The following is an 18,838-nucleotide window of genomic DNA, read 5'->3' on the forward strand; positions in this document are numbered from 1 at the left end:
GGGCATATTGCCCGGCCTTTTTGTTAGTGCGACGAAGTAAAGCTGAGGATGATGTTGTCATCCGGAATGTGGGTAAAGTTTTTGATAATGGCGTGGTAGTCCTCCAGCGGATCCACATCCTTAAACAGCGTCGGGTAGAAGATTTTACTCAGCGTCTCAATAGCGACGATGTTGTACGGGTTGTTGTAGAAGTGGTGATAGAGCGCCCCGGTGTGGCCTTGCGCGACGGCCGGAATGCTGGCAACGCCCTGACGCGTCAGCAGGGCGTTAAAGGCTGCGCTGACATCATGTGCCGGGACGTTATAGCCAAACGGGATAATCGCCGTGCCTTTACCCGGACGTTTTGAGCCGGTCATCAGGTAGTAATCCGGGTTCAGGGAGATAATCTTCTCTACCGCGATATTTCCGCTTGCACCCGGCAGCAGCTGCGAGCCGATGTTGGTTCCGCCAGCGGCCTCTACCAGCCCGCCCCAGCCGTTGCGCGCGTGGGTGAAGCAGCAGCCGTTATCCAGCCCGCCGACACCGGCAATCGGTTCGATAAAGACCAGCGGTTTTTTGCTAACGGTGGCCAGACGCTGGTGGATCCTGTCCAGACGCTGCTGATAGAAATCGATATAGGCCTGCGCGCGCCCGGTCTGCCCCATCACCTTACCCAGCAGGGCAATACTCGGCAGAGTGTTCTTCACCGGGTGCAGTTCATAATCCACGAAGATAACCGGAATATGCAGGGCTTCCAGCTGCGCCAGCACGCCGGTCTGCACCAGCGACGGCTTAGCGCGCAGCTGGGCAATCATCAGGTCGGGCTGGCGGGAGATCACCGTTTCGAGATCGACATTGCCCTGGTCAGAAAACTTCATGTCGAGGATCTTCTCCGCTTCCGGCCACTTACGCTTCAGTACGTTCCAGGTTTCGGTGTCCTGCTTCTTCGGCAGGTTGTTCCACGCCACTACTCTGGAGAAGGGGTTATCGCGCTCCAGCAGAGCCAGGGCAAAGATGTCGCGTCCGTCCTGGAGAATGATGCGCTGCGGTTCATGTTCAACCGTGACCGTGCGGTTATCCAGGTCTTTCACCGTCACCGGCCAGCTCTCTGCCTGGGCGAGTAAGGGTGAAAGTAACAGTGCCAGGCCGCCCGCGGCGGCAATGAGTTTTTTCAGCGTCATGTTTTTCCCGTCTTCTTCTTATGGTGTTAACCCGTCGACCACCACACGCGGCAGCCCACGGGAACAGTATTCAACCCGGCCATCCACGCCGTACACCGTCGCCAGGTTGGCAGGGTTGACAACCTCACCCGGCAGGCCGCTGGCGATAAGCTCGCCGCCTTTCAGCATCAGGGCAAAGTTCGCATGGCGCAGGGCTATGTTGATGTCGTGGATCACCACGACGGTGACGATATTGCGCAGCCGCGTTTCGCGGGCGACGATATCCATCACATGGAACTGGTAGTTGAGGTCGAGGGCGCTTAAGGGTTCATCCAGCAACAGCAGATCCGGCTCGCGAATGAGAGACTGGGCAAGGCCGATCAGCTGTTTTTGCCCGCCGGAGAGCTGGTCGAGAAAGCTCATCGCCAGATGGGCGACGCCCAGTTTATCGAGGATGGAATACGCTTCCTGTTCGACATTGAGACCAGAAGGACTGCCGCTGGCCCGACGGGCAACAATCACCGATTCGAGCGCATGCAGATGCACCCCCTGGGGCAGGGATTGCGGCAGATAAACCACCTTCTGCGCGCGCTTCGCCGCGGGCAGGGTCATCAGATCTTCGCCGTTGAGCTGCAACTCTCCCTGAGCGGGGTTCAGGTCAGCCAGGGCGCGCAGCAGGGTGGACTTGCCCGAGCCGTTTGGCCCCAGCAGGGCGGTGATCTGCCCGCGCGGGAGCAGCGGGGTGTTCAGACCACTGATGATTTTTTTCTTGCGATAGCCGGTGTGCAGATCGCGGATGCGCAGGCCGTCGGTCATACGTTCCCCCGGTTGCGAATAATGATGCTGAGGAAGAACGGCACGCCCACCAGCGAGGTGACAATGCCCACGGGAATAATGACGCCGGGAACGATGTTCTTGGAAAATACCGAGGCCAGCGAGAGTACCAGCGCGCCAATCAGCATGCTGCCGGGCAGATAAAACCGGTGATCCTCGCCAAACATCATGCGGGAGATGTGCGGCGCCACCAGGCCGATAAAGCCGACCGGGCCGACAAAGGCAACCGTCAGGGCCGAGATGATACTGATGCGCAACAGCGTGGTCAGACGCAGCTTTTTCACGTTGATGCCAAAGCTGACGGCACGATCTTCCCCCAGACGCAGCGCCGTCAGTTTCCAGGCGTTTTTCAGCGACAGCGGCACGATAATCAGCAGCGCGACGGCCAGAATGGCGAGCTTATCCCACGAGGCTCTCGCCAGGCTGCCCATCGTCCAGAAGACCAGCCCCTGCAGGGTATCTTCGCTGGCAACAAACTGCAGGATGGAAATCAGTGCGTTAAAGGTAAAGACCAGGGCGATACCAAACAGCACCACGCCAGAGGTCGCCACGCGGGTCCAGCGGCTGATGCCGTCCAGAATAAAGCAGGCCAGCAGCGCAAAGATAAAAGCATTCGCCGGAATGAACCACTTATCAGCAATGCCGGGAATGCCTAAACCGAGCACAATGGCCAGTGCGGCGCCAAAAGAGGCGGCAGACGACACGCCCAGCGTAAACGGGCTCGCAAGCGGGTTATTAAGGATGGTTTGCATCTCAGCCCCCGCCAGCCCCAGCGCCATGCCAACGGCGACGGCCATTAACGCGAACGGCAGGCGCAAATCCCAGACAATCACCCGCGTCCCGGCATCGGCCGCGGCGGAGTTGACTAAGGTGTGCCAGAGGGTAGAAACGGAGATGCCTGACGGGCCGAGCGTGAAGTCGAGGATCAGAGAGCAAATAATAAAGAAGAACAGCACCCCTGCCAGGGCAAAGCGCCGGACGAGAACCTTACGGTAATGTGACGCGATAATGGATTCGCCAGTTTGATCGCTGGCGGCAAGGCTGGAATTCATCGGTTAACCTTATGCAACACAACAGAATTATTTCATCCCCTTGGGTTCCTGTTCGGCACTGCATGATATCCATATCCGGGATGCGCCGGGTCACACTATTCGCAATGATAATGCTTATCAATTGAATAAGGTGATTATGCGCATTTTGTTTACTAACCGTTTCTGATGTGGTCGAAAAATGACCGTGTTGAAAAAGAGGGCAGTGACGGGGGAGGTGATTTCGTGCCCGCAGGGCGGGCACGAAGGGGGATCAGTGTTTTTCACCAATCGGCAGAACGGTGCGGCCGAACTGCTCGTTCAGCACTTCGCCCATCGCCAGGTAGATGGCGCTGGCGCCGCAGACCAGGCCAATCCAGCCGGCTACGTGAATAATGGACTCGCCGTTATCCACCAGGTGACCGACACACAGCAGAGCGAACAGCACGGTCAGGCTCAGGAACACGAACTGCAGCGCACGGTTACCTACCAGGGTGCCAAAGAACATGAACAGCGTGAACACGCCCCACAGGCCCAGGTAGACACCCAGGAACTGTGGGTTCGCCGCTTCGGTCAGACCCATTTTCGGCATCAGCAGAATGGCGACCAGGGTCAGCCAGAACGAGCCGTAAGAGGTGAATGCGGTTAAACCGAAGGTATTGCCTTTCTTATATTCCAGCAGGCCCGCGAAGATCTGTGCGATACCGCCGTAAAAAATGCCCATCGCCAGGATAATGCCGTCCATCGGGAACATCCCGATATTGTGCAGGTTCAGCAGAATGGTGGTCATGCCGAAACCCATCAGGCCCAGCGGAGCCGGATTAGCCAACTTAGTGTTGCCCATAAGTCCTCAAAAAAATCATCATTAATATGGTGAAATGGTGAATCCCACGCCAATTCTCCCTGGCGGGGCGCGGCATCATAATGGGCGGCATCAGCGCCGTCTATGATCTAATCAGGGTGAAATTAAAAATTTTTTTATCCTTCCCCCTTGATGGATGCCGTTGCGACCCCATCTTGTAGTCAACCGCAGTGTGTGGACCTGAAAAAATTCAAATCTGGACAGTTGAAAAAGCACCTTCTGCCCTTATTACAGGTACACAACCACATGTTGACTGAATTTTTAGTGGAGACGTTTAGATGGGTAAAATTATTGGTATCGACCTGGGTACTACCAACTCTTGTGTAGCGATTATGGATGGCACCACTGCACGTGTGCTGGAGAACGCCGAGGGCGATCGCACCACGCCTTCTATCATTGCTTATACCCAGGATGGTGAAACTCTGGTTGGTCAGCCGGCTAAACGTCAGGCAGTGACAAACCCGCAAAACACCCTGTTTGCGATCAAACGCCTGATTGGCCGTCGCTTCCAGGACGAAGAAGTGCAGCGTGATGAAGCCATCATGCCGTACAAAATCATCGGCGCTGAGAACGGCGACGCATGGATTGACGTTAAAGGTCAGAAAATGGCACCGCCGCAGATCTCTGCTGAAGTGCTGAAGAAAATGAAGAAAACGGCTGAAGATTACCTGGGCGAACCGGTAACTGAAGCGGTTATCACCGTACCGGCATACTTCAACGATGCTCAGCGTCAGGCAACCAAAGACGCGGGCCGTATCGCGGGTCTGGAAGTCAAACGTATCATCAACGAACCAACCGCAGCGGCACTGGCCTACGGTCTGGATAAAGAAGTCGGCAACCGTACTATCGCGGTATATGACCTCGGTGGTGGTACTTTCGATATCTCCATTATCGAAATCGACGAAGTTGACGGCGAAAAAACCTTCGAAGTTCTGGCGACCAACGGTGATACCCACCTGGGTGGTGAAGACTTCGACAGCCGTATGATCAACTACCTCGTTGACGAGTTTAAGAAAGATCAGGGCATTGACCTGCGTAACGATCCGCTGGCCATGCAGCGCCTGAAAGAAGCCGCAGAAAAAGCGAAGATTGAGCTCTCTTCTGCGCAGCAGACCGACGTGAACCTGCCGTACATCACTGCAGACGCGACCGGTCCAAAACACATGAACATCAAAGTGACTCGCGCGAAACTGGAAAGCCTGGTTGAAGACCTGGTTAACCGTTCCATCGAGCCGCTGAAAGTTGCTCTGCAGGATGCGGGTCTGTCCGTCTCCGAAATCCAGGACGTTATCCTGGTGGGTGGTCAAACCCGTATGCCAATGGTTCAGAAGAAAGTGGCTGAATTCTTTGGTAAAGAGCCGCGTAAAGACGTTAACCCGGACGAAGCCGTTGCTATCGGTGCTGCCGTTCAGGGTGGCGTTCTGACTGGTGAAGTTAAAGACGTATTGCTGCTGGACGTTACCCCGCTGTCTCTGGGTATCGAAACCATGGGCGGTGTGATGACGGCGCTGATCGCCAAAAACACCACCATCCCGACCAAGCACAGCCAGGTGTTCTCTACCGCTGAAGACAACCAGTCTGCGGTAACCATCCATGTGCTGCAGGGTGAGCGTAAACGTGCCGCAGATAACAAAGATCTGGGTCAGTTTAACCTCGATGGTATCAGCCCGGCGCCGCGCGGTATGCCACAGATCGAAGTCACCTTCGACATCGATGCTGACGGTATCCTGCACGTTTCCGCGAAGGACAAAAACAGCGGTAAAGAGCAGAAGATCACTATCAAGGCCTCTTCCGGTCTGAACGAAGAAGAGATCCAGAAGATGGTTCGCGAAGCGGAAGCTAACGCCGAGTCTGACCGTAAGTTCGAAGAGCTGGTTCAGACCCGCAACCAGGGTGACCATCTGCTGCACAGCACCCGTAAGCAGGTTGAAGAAGCCGGCGACAAACTGCCAGCTGACGACAAAACCGCTATCGAGTCTGCACTGAGCGCGCTGGAAGCGTCCCTGAAAGGCGAAGACAAAGCCGATATCGAAGCGAAAATGCAGGCGCTGGCTCAGGTTTCCGAGAAGCTGATGGAGATCGCGCAGCAGCAACACGCACAGCAGCAGGCTGGCGCGGGTGCTGACGCTTCAGCAAACAACGCGAAAGATGACGATGTTGTCGACGCAGAGTTTGAAGAAGTGAAAGACAAAAAATAATCGCCCTTTGAACGGGTAATACACTGGCACGGGCGAAGAGGTTTCCTCTCCGCCCGTGCACGCATGTTAGGGGCAGATAAAACAAGATGGCTAAGCAAGACTATTACGAGATTTTAGGCGTTTCCAAAACAGCGGAAGAGCGTGAAATCAAAAAGGCGTATAAGCGCCTGGCCATGAAATTTCACCCGGACCGCAACCAGGGTGACAAAGAGGCCGAAGCCAAATTTAAAGAGATCAAAGAAGCCTACGAAATCCTGACCGATGCCCAGAAACGTGCGGCCTACGATCAGTATGGCCACGCTGCGTTTGAACAGGGCGGCATGGGCGGCGGCGGCGGATTTGGTGGCGGCGGCGCAGATTTCAGCGATATCTTTGGTGACGTCTTTGGCGACATCTTCGGCGGCGGCCGCGGTCGTCAGCGTGCAGCCCGTGGCGCAGACCTGCGCTACAACATGGAGCTGACGCTGGAAGAGGCCGTACGCGGTGTAACGAAAGAGATCCGCATTCCAACCCTGGAAGAGTGTGACATTTGCCACGGCAGCGGCGCGAAAGTGGGTACCAAACCGCAGACCTGTCCAACCTGTCACGGTTCCGGCCAGGTACAGATGCGTCAGGGCTTCTTTGCAGTACAGCAGAGCTGTCCGCACTGTCAGGGCCGCGGTACGCTGATCAAGGATCCGTGCAACAAATGCCACGGTCACGGTCGCGTTGAGAAGAGCAAAACCCTGTCCGTTAAAATTCCGGCAGGCGTGGATACCGGCGATCGTATTCGTCTGTCTGGCGAAGGCGAAGCGGGTGAGCATGGCGCACCGGCAGGCGATCTGTACGTTCAGGTGCAGGTGAAGCAGCACGCGATTTTCGAACGTGAAGGCAACAACCTGTACTGCGAAGTGCCGATCAACTTTGCGATGGCGGCGATGGGCGGTGAAATTGAAGTGCCAACCCTCGACGGTCGCGTGAACCTGAAAGTGCCTGGTGAAACCCAGACCGGCAAGCTGTTCCGCATGCGTGGTAAAGGCGTGAAATCGGTCCGTGGTGGCGCACAGGGCGACCTGCTGTGTCGCGTGGTGGTTGAAACCCCGGTTGGCCTGAATGAGAAACAGAAGCAGCTGCTGCGGGAATTGCAGGAAAGCTTTGGCGGCCCAACGGGTGAGAACAATAGCCCGCGCTCCAAAAGCTTCTTTGATGGCGTGAAAAAATTCTTTGACGATTTGACTCGCTAATCCATTAGCTGACGTTCATTTTTAAAAAAGCCCGGAAGCGATTCCGGGCTTTTTCTATTTGTGGGTATTGCTCGGTAAAACTGAATTTATACTCAATATTAATCTGTTTTTGCCGAGTTGTTGGGCTTGGTATTATGGTTTTATCGAGGTATTGTTGTAAAAGAGAGAGCTTAAGTGAAATTATTACACCGTTTCTTTAGCAGTGAAGCGTCCGGCGGCATCATCCTGATTATCGCTGCCGCCGCCGCGATGGTGCTGGCCAACCTGGGTATCACCCGTGAGTTCTACCATGCGTTTCTGGAAACGCCCGTAGAGCTGAAGGTCGGGGCGCTTGAAATTAATAAGAACATGCTACTGTGGATCAACGATGCACTTATGGCGGTGTTCTTCCTGCTGGTGGGGCTTGAGGTGAAACGCGAGCTGATAGTGGGCTCGCTTGCCAGCCGCCAGCGTGCGGCGTTTCCGGTCATTGCCGCGCTGGGTGGAATGGTCGTTCCGGCGCTGCTCTTCCTGGCGTTTACCTGGCAGGATCCGGTGGCGCGCCACGGCTGGGCAATCCCGGCGGCAACGGATATCGCCTTTGCCCTTGGGGTACTGGCACTACTGGGAAGCCGCGTTCCGGCAGCGCTGAAAATCTTCCTGATGGCGCTGGCTATCATTGACGATCTTGGCGCTATTGTAATTATCGCGCTGTTCTACACCAGTGAACTGTCGATACTGTCGCTGAGCGTTGCTGCAGGCGCTATTGCAGTGCTGGCGCTGCTGAACCTGTTCAACGTACGCCGTATCGGCATTTACGTGCTGGTGGGGATGGTGCTGTGGACTGCGGTACTGAAATCGGGCGTGCATGCCACGCTGGCAGGGGTGATCGTCGGCTTCTTCGTACCGCTTAAACCGCAAAATGGCAAATCACCTGCCAGCCAGCTGGAGCATGTGCTTCATCCGTGGGTGGCCTTTATGATCCTGCCGCTGTTTGCTTTTGCTAACGCGGGTGTTTCCCTTAGCGGGGTGACGCTGGACGGGCTGACGTCAGTGCTTCCGCTGGGCATCATTGCCGGGTTGTTTATCGGTAAGCCGTTAGGTATCAGCCTGTTCTGTTGGCTGGCGCTGAAACTGAAGCTGGCATCATTGCCACACGGCACCACCTTCAGGCAGATAACGGCCGTGGGCGTGCTGTGCGGAATTGGCTTTACCATGTCGATCTTTATCTCGACGCTGGCGTTTGGTGCGCATGCGCCTGAGCTTATCGTCTGGGCAAAACTCGGCATTCTCATCGGGTCATTACTGGCTGCGGTGACGGGCTATACCTTGCTGAAGGTAAAATTGTCCGGACAGGCCGTCCAGGCATAACAGGAAAGCGGGGGAAGGGGAGCCTTCTCCCGATTTACGATCAGGGAGTGAATTCACGATGTCTCATTTGAATTACAACCATCTTTACTACTTCTGGCATGTCTACAAGCAGGGCTCGGTTGTCGGCGCTGCAGAGGCGCTCTACCTGACGCCGCAGACGATTACCGGGCAGATCAAAGCCCTGGAAGAGCGCCTGCAGGGGAAGTTATTCAAGCGTAAGGGACGCGGAATCGAACCCAGCGAGCTCGGCGAACTGGTATTTCGCTACGCTGACAAAATGTTCACCCTGAGCCAGGAGATGCTCGATATCGTCAACTACCGCAAGGAGTCGAACCTGCTCTTTGACGTCGGTGTCGCGGATGCGCTGTCAAAACGGCTGGTCAGCGGCGTGCTGGACGCGGCGGTGGTTGAAGATGAGCAAATCCACCTGCGCTGCTTTGAATCCACTCACGAGATGCTGCTCGAGCAGCTGAGCCAGCATAAGCTGGATATGATTATCTCCGACTGCCCGATCGACTCCACCCAGCAGGAAGGGCTGTTCTCAGTGAAGATTGGCGAGTGTGGGGTGAGCTTCTGGTGCATCAACCCGCCGCCGGAAAAACCCTTTCCCGCCTGTCTGGAAGAGCGCCGTCTGCTGGTGCCCGGCAGACGCTCCATGCTCGGCCGCAAGCTGCTGAACTGGTTTAACTCCCAGGGGCTGAAGGTCGAGATTCTGGGTGAATTTGATGATGCGGCACTGATGAAGGCCTTTGGCGAAGCGCACAACGCGATCTTCGTTGCCCCGACGCTTTACGCGCAGGATCTCTATTCGGACATCGGGATTACGGAGATTGGCAGGGTGGATAACGTGATGGAGGAGTATCACGCAATATTTGCGGAAAGAATGATTCAGCATCCGGCGGTACAGCGTATCTGTAACCGTGACTACTCGGCACTGTTTACGCCACCGGCAATCTGAAGGCATAAAAAAACCCGCGTTAAGCGGGTTCTTTAAACAAGCAACAACAAGTGGCGATTAAGCCAGTTTGCTGATCTGCGCGGTCAGGTTTGCTTTATGACGCGCTGCTTTGTTTTTGTGGATCAGACCTTTAGCAGCCTGACGGTCCACGATTGGTTGCATTTCGTTAAATGCGTTCTGCGCTGCAGCTTTGTCGCCAGCTTCGATTGCTGCGTATACTTTCTTGATGAAAGTACGCATCATAGAGCGACGGCTTGCGTTGTGCTTACGAGCCTTTTCAGACTGAACGGCACGTTTCTTAGCTGATTTGATATTAGCCAAGTCCAACTCCCAAATATGATCTATGTGGACAATTCAAAGGCCGAGGAATATGCCCTCTTTGCCTTCTTTTGTCAATGGATTTGTGCAAATAAGCGCCGTTAATAAGCGACGCTAAGTTACGTAGTGATGGCGCAGGATTCTACCAGCTTGTCTCTCCTGAATACAGCTTTTCGATACAAAAATCCTCATCTGCAGCCAGATTTTTTCGCTGTGAAAGGCAACCCTGATGAAATCATTACGGCTTTCTGTTTTGCGTGAACAATCGCCGGTTAACCTTAACCGCTGTACAAGGTATACTTTGGCGATTTTCACTGTTTTGAGCCAGTCATGAAGCTGATACGCGGCATACATAATCTCAGTCAGGCCCCACACGGGTGTGTGCTGACTATTGGTAATTTCGACGGCGTGCATCGTGGGCATCAGGTGCTGTTGCAGGGGTTACGTGAAGAGGGGCGGGCACGAGGTCTGCCGGTAGTAGTCATGATTTTTGAGCCGCAGCCGCTGGAGCTTTTTGCCAGCGAGAAGGCGCCTGCGCGCCTGACCCGTCTGCGTGAAAAGTTACGTTACCTGGCGCAGTGCGGCGTGGACTACGTCCTGTGCGTCCGTTTTGATCGGCGCTTCGCCGCCCTGACGGCACAAAATTTTGTCAGCGACCTGTTAGTGGATCGCCTTGGCGTGCGCTTTCTGGCGGTGGGAGATGATTTCCGCTTTGGCGCTGGTCGTCAGGGGGATTTCTTGCTATTACAGAAGGCTGGCCTGGAGTATGGCTTTGACGTCACCAGCACCCAGACCTTCTGCGAAGGCGGTGTACGCATCAGCAGCACGGCAGTACGCCAGGCGCTGGCTGACGACGATCTGGATACCGCCGCAACCCTGCTCGGTCGCCCGTTCTCTATATCCGGGCGCGTCGTGCATGGCGATGAATTGGGTCGCACCATTGGTTTCCCGACGGCGAACTTACCGCTGCGTCGTCAGGTTTCCCCGGTAAAAGGGGTCTTTGCGGTAGAAGTGACGGGGCTGGGCGATAAGCCCCTGCCCGGCGTTGCCAATATTGGTACCCGTCCGACAGTGGCTGGCGTATGCCAGCAGCTCGAAGTGCATTTGCTGGACGTTGTAATGGACCTTTATGGTCGCCATATAGATGTAATCCTGCGTAAAAAAATACGCAATGAGCAGCGATTCGCCTCGCTTGATGAGCTAAAAGCGCAAATCGCGAGAGATGAGTTAACAGCCCGCGAAATTTTTGGGCTATCAAACCCGGCTTAATGCCTGAGATATAAATACGGAACTGAGAATCTGATGAGTGACTATAAATCAACCCTGAATTTGCCGGAAACAGGGTTCCCGATGCGCGGCGATCTCGCCAAGCGTGAACCGGGAATGCTGGCGCGTTGGACCGATGATGACCTGTACGGCATCATCCGTGCAGCCAAAAAAGGGAAAAAAACCTTCATCCTGCATGATGGCCCTCCTTATGCGAATGGCAGCATTCATATTGGTCACTCTGTAAACAAGATTCTGAAAGACATTATCGTGAAGTCCAAAGGCCTCACGGGCTTTGACTCGCCTTACGTTCCAGGCTGGGACTGCCACGGTCTGCCGATCGAGCTGAAAGTGGAGCAAGAGTTCGGTAAGCCGGGCGAGAAGTTCACTGCCGCCGAATTCCGCGCCAAATGCCGCGAATACGCAGCCACCCAGGTTGACGGCCAGCGTGAAGACTTTATCCGTCTGGGCGTGCTGGGCGACTGGTCACACCCGTACCTGACCATGGACTTTAAAACCGAAGCCAACATCATCCGTGCGCTGGGCAAAATCATCGGCAACGGCCACCTGCATAAAGGCGCCAAGCCGGTGCACTGGTGCGTGGATTGCCGTTCGGCGCTGGCTGAGGCGGAAGTCGAGTATTACGACAAAACCTCTCCATCCATCGACGTGGCCTTTGAAGGCGTCGATCAGGATGCGCTGCAGGGCAAATTTGGTCTGCCGGGCGTAGAAGGCCCAATCTCGCTGGTCATCTGGACTACCACCCCGTGGACCCTGCCTGCCAACCGTGCGATCTCCCTCTCTGCGGAGTTCGACTATGCGCTGGTACAGGTTGAAGGTCGCGCGCTGATCCTCGCGAAAGACCTGGTGGAGAGCGTGCTGAAACGCGCGAACATCACCGAATACCGTATTCTCGGTACCGTTAAAGGTGCTGAGCTGGAGCATCTGCGCTTTAAGCACCCGTTCCTCGATTTCGATGTGCCAGCGATCCTGGGCGAACACGTCACCCTGGAAGCGGGTACCGGTGCGGTGCATACCGCCGGTGGTCACGGCCCGGACGACTACAGCATCAGCCTGAAATACGGTCTGGAGATCGCCAACCCGGTTGGCCCGGACGGCGCGTATCTGCCAGGCACATATCCGACGCTGGACGGCATCAACGTCTTTAAAGCCAACGACATCATCGTCAACATGCTGCGCGACAACGGTTCGCTGCTGCACGTTGAAAAAATGCAGCACAGCTATCCGTGCTGCTGGCGTCACAAGTCACCGATCATCTTCCGTGCGACCCCGCAGTGGTTCGTCAGCATGGATCAGAAAGGCCTGCGTGCGCAGTCGCTTTCCGAGATCAAAGGCGTGCAGTGGATCCCGGACTGGGGCCAGGCGCGTATCGAATCCATGGTTGCCAACCGTCCTGACTGGTGTATCTCCCGTCAGCGTACCTGGGGCGTACCGATGTCTCTGTTCGTGCATAAAGAGACGCAGAAGCTGCACCCGAACACCCTGGAACTGATGGAAGAAGTGGCGAAGCGCGTCGAAGTTGACGGCATTCAGGCGTGGTGGGATCTCGACTCCCGCGACATCCTCGGCGCTGACGCGGACAACTACGAGAAAGTGCCGGATACTCTGGACGTCTGGTTTGACTCGGGTTCTACCCACTCTTCTGTGGTTGATGTGCGTCCGGAATTTGCCGGTCACGCTGCCGATATGTATCTGGAAGGGTCTGACCAACACCGCGGCTGGTTCATGTCATCCCTGATGATCTCCACCGCCATGAAGGGCAAGGCACCTTATCGTCAGGTACTGACTCACGGCTTCACCGTGGATGGTCAGGGCCGCAAGATGTCCAAATCTATCGGTAACACCGTTTCTCCGCAGGATGTGATGAACAAACTGGGCGCCGATATTCTGCGTCTGTGGGTGGCATCAACTGACTACACCGGCGAAATGGCGGTGTCCGATGAGATCCTGAAACGTGCTGCTGACAGCTATCGTCGTATCCGTAACACCGCGCGCTTCCTGCTGGCGAACCTGAATGGGTTCGATCCGGCAAAAGATATGGTGAAACCGGAAGAGATGGTGGTGCTGGATCGCTGGGCAGTAGGCTGCGCGCAAGCGGCGCAGGAAGATATCCTGAAAGCCTACGAGTCTTACGACTTCCACGAAGTGGTGCAGCGCCTGATGCGCTTCTGCTCCATCGAGATGGGCTCGTTCTACCTCGACATCATTAAAGACCGTCAGTACACCGCGAAAGCGGACAGCGTGGCGCGTCGCAGCTGCCAGACTGCACTGTTCCACATCGCGGAAGCGCTGGTGCGCTGGATGGCACCGATCATGTCCTTCACTGCGGATGAGATCTGGGGCTACCTGCCAGGCGATCGTGAGAAGTATGTCTTCACCGGCGAGTGGTACCAGGGTCTGTTTGGCCTGGCAGAGACCGAAGCCATGAACGACAGCTTCTGGGACGAGCTGCTGAAAGTGCGCGGCGAAGTGAACAAGGTGATCGAGCAGGCGCGTGCCGACAAGAAAGTGGGCGGCTCTCTGGAAGCGGCAGTAACCCTGTACGCAGAACCTGAGCTGGCGGCGAAACTGACGGCGCTGGGCGATGAATTGCGATTTGTCCTGTTGACCTCCGGTGCGAATGTTGCGGATTATGCCGACGCGAGCGCAGATGCCCAGCAGAGCGAACTGCTCAAAGGGCTGAAGGTGGCGCTGGTGAAAGCCGATGGTGAGAAATGTCCGCGTTGCTGGCATTACACCACTGATGTCGGCAAGGTGGCGGAACACGCAGAGATCTGCGGACGCTGTGTCAGCAACGTCGCCGGTGATGGCGAAAAACGTAAGTTTGCCTGATGAGTAAATCACTCTCTTCAACAGGGCTGCGCTGGCTGTGGCTGGTAGTAGTCGTGCTGATTATTGATCTGGGCAGCAAGTACCTGATCCTCCAGAGCTTTGCTCTGGGGGATACGATGCCGCTGTTCCCGTCACTTAATCTGCATTATGCGCGCAACTATGGCGCGGCGTTTAGCTTCCTGGCTGACAGCGGCGGCTGGCAGCGCTGGTTCTTCGCGGGTATCGCTCTCGGTATCTGTGTGGTTCTGGCGGTGCTGATGTACCGCAGCAAAGCCACGCAGAAGCTGAATAACATCGCCTACGCGCTGATCATTGGCGGCGCGCTGGGTAACCTGTTCGACCGTCTGTGGCATGGCTTTGTGGTCGATATGATCGACTTCTATGTCGGCAACTGGCACTTCGCCACCTTCAACCTGGCCGATACGGCGATCTGTATCGGTGCGGCGATGATTGTGCTGGAAGGCTTCCTGCCTAAACCCGCAGCGAAAGAGCAGGCGTAACAAAACCCGCCGGGCGGCGCTGCGCTTGCACCGGCCTACGATCGTCGTAGGCCCGGTAAGCGCAGCGCCACCGGGCAAAATTAGCGAGCAATTTGCATGTCTAAATCCGTACAGAGCAACAGCGCGATGCTGGTTCACTTCACGCTGAAACTGGATGATGGCTCCACCGCAGAGTCCACCCGCAACAACGGCAAACCGGCGCTGTTTCGTCTTGGCGATACCTCTCTGTCGGAAGGTCTTGAGCAACAGCTGCTGGGCCTGAAAGAGGGCGAGAAAAAAGCCTTCACTCTGGAGCCGGATGCCGCGTTTGGTGTGCCGTCCCCGGACCTGATTCAGTACTTCTCGCGCCGTGAGTTTATGGATGCGGGCGAACCGGAAATCGGGGCAATCATGCTCTTTACCGCTATGGATGGCAGCGAAATGCCTGGCGTGATCCGTGAGATCAACGGCGACTCCATTACCGTCGATTTCAACCACCCGCTCGCCGGGCGTACCGTCCATTTTGATGTTGAAGTGCTGGAAATTGACCCGGTACTGGAGGATGTGAATGCAGATCCTGTTGGCTAACCCGCGCGGTTTCTGTGCCGGAGTAGACCGCGCTATCAGCATTGTTGAAAACGCGCTGGAGCTTTACGGCGCGCCGATTTATGTCCGTCACGAAGTGGTGCATAACCGCTATGTGGTGGATAGCCTGCGTACCCGCGGGGCGATCTTTATTGAGCAGATCGACGAAGTGCCGGATGGTGCAATCCTGATCTTCTCCGCCCATGGCGTCTCCCAGGCGGTACGTAACGAAGCGAAAAATCGCGATCTGACCGTGTTTGATGCCACCTGCCCGCTGGTCACCAAAGTACATATGGAAGTGGCACGCGCCAGCCGTCGCGGTGAAGAGTCGATCCTGATTGGTCACGCTGGTCACCCGGAAGTGGAAGGCACCATGGGCCAGTACAGCAACCCGGAAGGGGGCATGTACCTGGTCGAATCTCCGGATGATGTGCTGACGCTGAACGTCAAAAACGAAGCGAAGCTGTCGTTTATGACCCAGACCACGCTCTCGGTGGATGACACCTCTGATGTTATCGATGCCTTACGTCAGCGCTTCCCGAAAATCGTCGGCCCGCGTAAGGATGACATCTGCTACGCCACCACTAACCGTCAGGAAGCGGTGCGCGCTCTGGCGGAGCAGGCGGACGTGGTGCTGGTCGTCGGCTCGAAAAACTCCTCAAACTCCAACCGTCTGGCCGAACTGGCGCAGCGAATGGGCAAAGCCGCATTCCTGATTGACGATGCGACCGATATTCAGGAAGCCTGGGTCAAGAATGCTGCCTGTGTTGGCGTGACGGCGGGCGCGTCTGCCCCGGATATTCTGGTACAGAATGTGATTGCCCGTCTGCAGGAGCTGGGTGGCGGAGAAGCCATCCCGCTGGCGGGGCGCGAAGAGAATATCGTCTTCGAAGTCCCGAAAGAGCTGCGAATTGATGCCCGCGAAGTTAAGTAAGCTTTTAAAAATGCCAGTCACTGAATGACTGGCATTTTTTCATTCAGGTAGTCGATCATCGCCCGCATCCTGGCAGGCATATGTTTATTGCGCGTCCACAGCAGCCAGAGATCGCCCGTATAGCTACTGATAAACTCCCACTCCGGCAGTACCTGCACAATTTCCCCGCTTTCCAGCGCCTCACGCGCCGTGAACAGCGGTAAACTCCCGATTCCCAGGCCGCGCTTTACCGCATCCAGCCTCACACTCGTGTGGTTAGCGGCGTAACGTCCGTGGGTCTGTACCGTTTCCGTTTTCCCGTTCAAAGCAAACTTCCAGCGTGAATCGGCTGGGGTTTCACCGAGCGAGATACAGCTGTGTTCCCGAAGATCGTGCGGATGCTGGGGTGTTCCCGTGCGATGAAGGTACTCTGGCGTGGCGCAGATAACATGGGTGACTGGCATCAGCGATTTACCGTACAGGCCGGGGGAGGGGGTAGTAGTGATCCGTAACGCCAGATCGACGCCGTCGTCGATCAAATCCATATAGCGATCTTCCAGCCGCAGACAGACATCTATTTGCGGATAGCGCTCAAGGAATGCCGGGATTAAAGGATGGATCACAAAGCGTCCCACGGCTTTCGGCACGCTCATGGTGAGCTTTCCCTGTGCAACGGTCTGCAGGCTGCTGCCAGAATCCATCGCCTGTTGCGCCGCGTCCAGCATATCCAGCGCATGTTCATAAACCGATTTTCCGGTCACGGTAAGGGCCAGCTTGCGCGTGGTGCGGTGCAGCAATTTGCATCCCATCTCTTTTTCAAGACGTGAAACACAGCGGCTAATCGCGGAGGGCGTTGCGCCAGTCAGACGGGCTGCGGTTGAAAAGTTACCCTGCTCTACGATGGTGACGAAAGTGGCGAGATCGGGAAGCAGGGCAGGTTTCATTTGTGCATACCAGGCAAGAGTGCAATGTGTGAGCGGCAGATTATCGACATTTAAGTGACGAATATACTGTCAGGCTACAGAGGAGAGCAATCATGACAGAACGACTTTATTACTCAAGTGACGCGACAGCAGGCCGGGCACAGGTGATCCGTTGCACTGAAGAGCCTGACGGCCGTTACGCCATTGAACTCAATCAGACCCTTTTTCATCCGCAGGGGGGCGGGCAGCCAGCGGATCGGGGATGGATCGCCGGGATGGCGGTAGAAGAGGTCTCCCTGCGCGGGGAGCATGTCGTCCACATCGTGTCCGGCGCGCTTGCGCCGGGTGAGGTGGAGATGCAGGTCGATGAAGATATGAGAGAACGTCACTCCCGCTGGCACAGCGCAGGCCATTTGATTGGCTATGCCGGCGAGCAGTTTGGCTGGAAACCGGTAAAAGCCCACCACTGGCCCGGTGAAGGGCGGATTACCTTTATGCCCGGTGAAAGTGTGGACCCCCTGCCTGATGCCAGCGCTCTGATGGCCATGATTGACGGCTGGAAAGCCGACAACCTGCTTCGCCATACCGAAATTGAATCCAGCAGACGCAAGGTCCGCTTTGGCGATCTCCCGGCATACCTGTGCGGAGGAACGCACGTTAAACAACTGGCGGAGATTGGGGTAATGCAGATCCTCGGACTGAAAATGAAAAAAGGGCAGCTGGTGGTCACCTATGCGCTCGATTAACAGGATGGTGATTAACCCGCAAAACGCATCATCCTGCCGCCTGCGCTGGTGGTGCGTGAATCATGCGGTTTTCGCTGACGATCATGTCTTTCACTGATATCTCTCCCTGTTTATCATTAAATTCTAATTATCGGCGTTTTCAGTGGCAGCCTTCGTCAGGGCTGGTTAATCTGAAAACGGTTTACATCATTTTAACGTAAGAGAATAACTATGCATGATGCAGAGATCCGTGTCGCGATTGCGGGCGCGGGCGGACGTATGGGCCGTCAGCTTATTCAGGCGGCACTACAGATGGATGGCGTGGCACTTGGCGCGGCGCTGGAGCGCGAAGGTTCATCGCTTCTGGGCGCTGACGCAGGTGAGCTTGCGGGCGCAGCGAAGACGGGTGTCACCGTCCAGAGCAGCCTCGAGGCGGTTAAAGATGACTTTGATGTGTTTATCGATTTTACCCGTCCTGAAGGCACCCTGACTCACCTGGCGTTTTGCCGTCAGCATGGTAAAGGCATGGTTATCGGCACTACCGGTTTTGATGATGCAGGCAAGCAGGCTATTCAGGATGCGGCCAAAGAGATTGCGATTGTCTTTGCGGCGAACTTCAGCGTCGGCGTGAACGTGATGCTCAAGCTGCTGGAGAAGGCGGCGAAGGTAATGGGGGATTACACCGACATCGAAATCATCGAAGCGCATCACCGTTATAAAGTCGATGCCCCGTCCGGCACTGCGCTGGCGATGGGCGAGGCGATTGCTCAGGCGATGGACAAAGATCTGAAAGAGTGTGCGGTCTACACCCGGGAAGGTCATACCGGCGAACGCGTTCCTGGCACCATTGGTTTTGCCACCGTTCGTGCGGGCGACATCGTGGGTGAACATACCGCAATGTTTGCCGATATCGGCGAGCGTGTTGAAATCACCCATAAAGCGTCCAGTCGGATGACTTTTGCAAATGGGGCTGTTCGTTCAGCAATTTGGTTGAAAGGCAAAAAAGATGGTCTCTTTGACATGCGTGACGTGCTCGATCTTAACAATTTATAATCAAGTTTACCCTTCGTGATGTGGTTATTGCAGTCATAATTAGTTGATTGCAGAGGGCAATAATTTATTGCCCTTTAATTTTAGCTTTTTTTAAGATTTTTTGATTTGAAGTACTTATAAATATAAGTTAT

17 protein-coding genes and 1 pseudogene are annotated in these 18,838 nt (G+C 55.6%); 12 read left to right on the forward strand and 6 right to left on the reverse strand.

What is annotated here, in order from left to right; translation table 11 throughout:
- Positions 1-23: 23 nt before the first annotated feature.
- The 4 genes from SOM40_RS03330 to satP all read right to left on the reverse strand — a co-directional run bounded on the left by SOM40_RS03330 (position 24) and on the right by satP (position 3,845).
- On the reverse strand, positions 24-1,160 hold the full coding sequence (locus tag SOM40_RS03330; protein ID WP_320529958.1) for an ABC transporter substrate-binding protein: 1,137 nt from the start codon (positions 1,158-1,160) through the stop codon (positions 24-26).
- An 18-nt stretch (positions 1,161-1,178) separates the two neighbouring features.
- Complete coding sequence (locus tag SOM40_RS03335) at positions 1,179-1,955, reverse strand: ABC transporter ATP-binding protein (RefSeq protein ID WP_320529959.1); 777 nt, start codon at positions 1,953-1,955, stop codon at positions 1,179-1,181.
- Complete coding sequence (locus SOM40_RS03340) at positions 1,952-3,025, reverse strand: FecCD family ABC transporter permease (RefSeq protein WP_106994181.1); 1,074 nt, start codon at positions 3,023-3,025, stop codon at positions 1,952-1,954. Before SOM40_RS03340 ends, SOM40_RS03335 begins: the two co-directional genes overlap by 4 nt.
- 250 nt (positions 3,026-3,275) lie before the next feature.
- Positions 3,276-3,845: an acetate uptake transporter gene (gene satP, locus SOM40_RS03345; protein WP_166181566.1), complete on the reverse strand. Its 570-nt coding sequence runs from the start codon at positions 3,843-3,845 to the stop codon at positions 3,276-3,278.
- Between the two features lie 296 nt (positions 3,846-4,141).
- Between satP and dnaK the strand changes: the two genes are divergently transcribed.
- From dnaK to nhaR, 4 genes are all read left to right on the forward strand, one after another.
- A complete protein-coding gene (gene dnaK, locus SOM40_RS03350) occupies positions 4,142-6,061 on the forward strand; it encodes a molecular chaperone DnaK (RefSeq protein ID WP_106994183.1) in 1,920 nt (639 codons plus the stop codon).
- Positions 6,062-6,147: 86 nt separating this feature from the next.
- A complete protein-coding gene (gene dnaJ, locus SOM40_RS03355; protein WP_106994184.1) occupies positions 6,148-7,284 on the forward strand; it encodes a molecular chaperone DnaJ in 1,137 nt (378 codons plus the stop codon).
- A gap of 174 nt (positions 7,285-7,458) precedes the next feature.
- Positions 7,459-8,634, forward strand: coding sequence for a Na+/H+ antiporter NhaA (gene nhaA, locus SOM40_RS03360; RefSeq protein ID WP_262672738.1), 1,176 nt, complete (start codon positions 7,459-7,461; stop codon positions 8,632-8,634).
- 58 nt (positions 8,635-8,692) lie between these two features.
- Positions 8,693-9,592 carry a transcriptional activator NhaR gene (gene nhaR, locus SOM40_RS03365; protein WP_166181568.1) on the forward strand — a complete coding sequence of 300 codons (900 nt, stop codon included), beginning with the start codon at positions 8,693-8,695 and terminating at the stop codon, positions 9,590-9,592.
- Positions 9,593-9,649: 57 nt separating this feature from the next.
- Here nhaR and rpsT read toward each other — a convergent pair whose 3' ends face one another.
- Positions 9,650-9,913 (reverse strand): 30S ribosomal protein S20, encoded by a 264-nt coding sequence (gene rpsT, locus SOM40_RS03370; RefSeq protein WP_012015991.1) that lies wholly within the window; start codon positions 9,911-9,913, stop codon positions 9,650-9,652.
- Between the two features lie 101 nt (positions 9,914-10,014).
- Between rpsT and SOM40_RS03375 the strand changes: the two are divergent.
- The 6 genes and pseudogenes from SOM40_RS03375 (at position 10,015) to ispH (ending at position 16,027) form a co-directional block, all read left to right on the forward strand.
- Positions 10,015-10,233, forward strand: a pseudogene (locus tag SOM40_RS03375) (DUF2575 domain-containing protein).
- Between the two features lie 7 nt (positions 10,234-10,240).
- Positions 10,241-11,179 carry a bifunctional riboflavin kinase/FAD synthetase gene (gene ribF / locus SOM40_RS03380; RefSeq protein WP_320529960.1) on the forward strand — a complete coding sequence of 313 codons (939 nt, stop codon included), beginning with the start codon at positions 10,241-10,243 and terminating at the stop codon, positions 11,177-11,179.
- Between the two features lie 33 nt (positions 11,180-11,212).
- Positions 11,213-14,029 (forward strand): isoleucine--tRNA ligase, encoded by a 2,817-nt coding sequence (ileS, locus tag SOM40_RS03385; protein WP_320529961.1) that lies wholly within the window; start codon positions 11,213-11,215, stop codon positions 14,027-14,029.
- A complete protein-coding gene (gene lspA / locus SOM40_RS03390) occupies positions 14,029-14,529 on the forward strand; it encodes a signal peptidase II (protein WP_320529962.1) in 501 nt (166 codons plus the stop codon). Before ileS ends, lspA begins: the two co-directional genes overlap by 1 nt.
- Before the next feature lie 96 nt (positions 14,530-14,625).
- Complete coding sequence (fkpB, locus tag SOM40_RS03395; protein WP_106994190.1) at positions 14,626-15,096, forward strand: FKBP-type peptidyl-prolyl cis-trans isomerase; 471 nt, start codon at positions 14,626-14,628, stop codon at positions 15,094-15,096.
- Complete coding sequence (gene ispH / locus SOM40_RS03400) at positions 15,077-16,027, forward strand: 4-hydroxy-3-methylbut-2-enyl diphosphate reductase (RefSeq protein WP_106994191.1); 951 nt, start codon at positions 15,077-15,079, stop codon at positions 16,025-16,027. Before fkpB ends, ispH begins: the two co-directional genes overlap by 20 nt.
- A 17-nt stretch (positions 16,028-16,044) precedes the next feature.
- Here the strand turns inward: ispH and SOM40_RS03405 are convergent, their stop codons facing one another.
- A complete protein-coding gene (locus SOM40_RS03405; RefSeq protein ID WP_320529963.1) occupies positions 16,045-16,950 on the reverse strand; it encodes a LysR family transcriptional regulator in 906 nt (301 codons plus the stop codon).
- Between the two features lie 92 nt (positions 16,951-17,042).
- Between SOM40_RS03405 and SOM40_RS03410 the strand changes: the two genes are divergently transcribed.
- Both SOM40_RS03410 and dapB read left to right on the forward strand, forming a co-directional pair.
- The gene (locus tag SOM40_RS03410; protein ID WP_312190199.1) at positions 17,043-17,675 is read left to right on the forward strand and encodes an alanyl-tRNA editing protein; all 633 of its coding nucleotides are present in this window, start codon (positions 17,043-17,045) and stop codon (positions 17,673-17,675) included.
- A gap of 210 nt (positions 17,676-17,885) precedes the next feature.
- On the forward strand, positions 17,886-18,707 hold the full coding sequence (gene dapB / locus SOM40_RS03415) for a 4-hydroxy-tetrahydrodipicolinate reductase (protein ID WP_106994194.1): 822 nt from the start codon (positions 17,886-17,888) through the stop codon (positions 18,705-18,707).
- The last annotated feature ends 131 nt before the right edge of the window (positions 18,708-18,838 follow it).

The organism is Leclercia sp. CFBP8987, from assembly GCF_034044995.2.
Lineage (GTDB): Bacteria > Pseudomonadota > Gammaproteobacteria > Enterobacterales > Enterobacteriaceae > Enterobacter > Enterobacter tamurae.

Bases quoted from the DNA above. Each gene is read 5' to 3' on its own strand.
- SOM40_RS03410 (WP_312190199.1), top strand. From the start codon at position 17,043: ATGACAGAACGACTTTATTACTCAAGTGACGCGACAGCAGGCCGGGCA.
- ribF (WP_320529960.1), top strand. From the start codon at position 10,241: ATGAAGCTGATACGCGGCATACATAATCTCAGTCAGGCCCCACACGGG.
- nhaR (WP_166181568.1), top strand. From the start codon at position 8,693: ATGTCTCATTTGAATTACAACCATCTTTACTACTTCTGGCATGTCTAC.
- SOM40_RS03405 (WP_320529963.1), bottom strand. From the start codon at position 16,950: ATGAAACCTGCCCTGCTTCCCGATCTCGCCACTTTCGTCACCATCGTA.
- lspA (WP_320529962.1), top strand. From the start codon at position 14,029: ATGAGTAAATCACTCTCTTCAACAGGGCTGCGCTGGCTGTGGCTGGTA.
- dnaJ (WP_106994184.1), top strand. From the start codon at position 6,148: ATGGCTAAGCAAGACTATTACGAGATTTTAGGCGTTTCCAAAACAGCG.
- dapB (WP_106994194.1), top strand. From the start codon at position 17,886: ATGCATGATGCAGAGATCCGTGTCGCGATTGCGGGCGCGGGCGGACGT.
- dnaK (WP_106994183.1), top strand. From the start codon at position 4,142: ATGGGTAAAATTATTGGTATCGACCTGGGTACTACCAACTCTTGTGTA.
- ispH (WP_106994191.1), top strand. From the start codon at position 15,077: ATGCAGATCCTGTTGGCTAACCCGCGCGGTTTCTGTGCCGGAGTAGAC.
- SOM40_RS03330 (WP_320529958.1), bottom strand. From the start codon at position 1,160: ATGACGCTGAAAAAACTCATTGCCGCCGCGGGCGGCCTGGCACTGTTA.
- SOM40_RS03340 (WP_106994181.1), bottom strand. From the start codon at position 3,025: ATGAATTCCAGCCTTGCCGCCAGCGATCAAACTGGCGAATCCATTATC.
- SOM40_RS03335 (WP_320529959.1), bottom strand. From the start codon at position 1,955: ATGACCGACGGCCTGCGCATCCGCGATCTGCACACCGGCTATCGCAAG.
- ileS (WP_320529961.1), top strand. From the start codon at position 11,213: ATGAGTGACTATAAATCAACCCTGAATTTGCCGGAAACAGGGTTCCCG.
- fkpB (WP_106994190.1), top strand. From the start codon at position 14,626: ATGTCTAAATCCGTACAGAGCAACAGCGCGATGCTGGTTCACTTCACG.
- satP (WP_166181566.1), bottom strand. From the start codon at position 3,845: ATGGGCAACACTAAGTTGGCTAATCCGGCTCCGCTGGGCCTGATGGGT.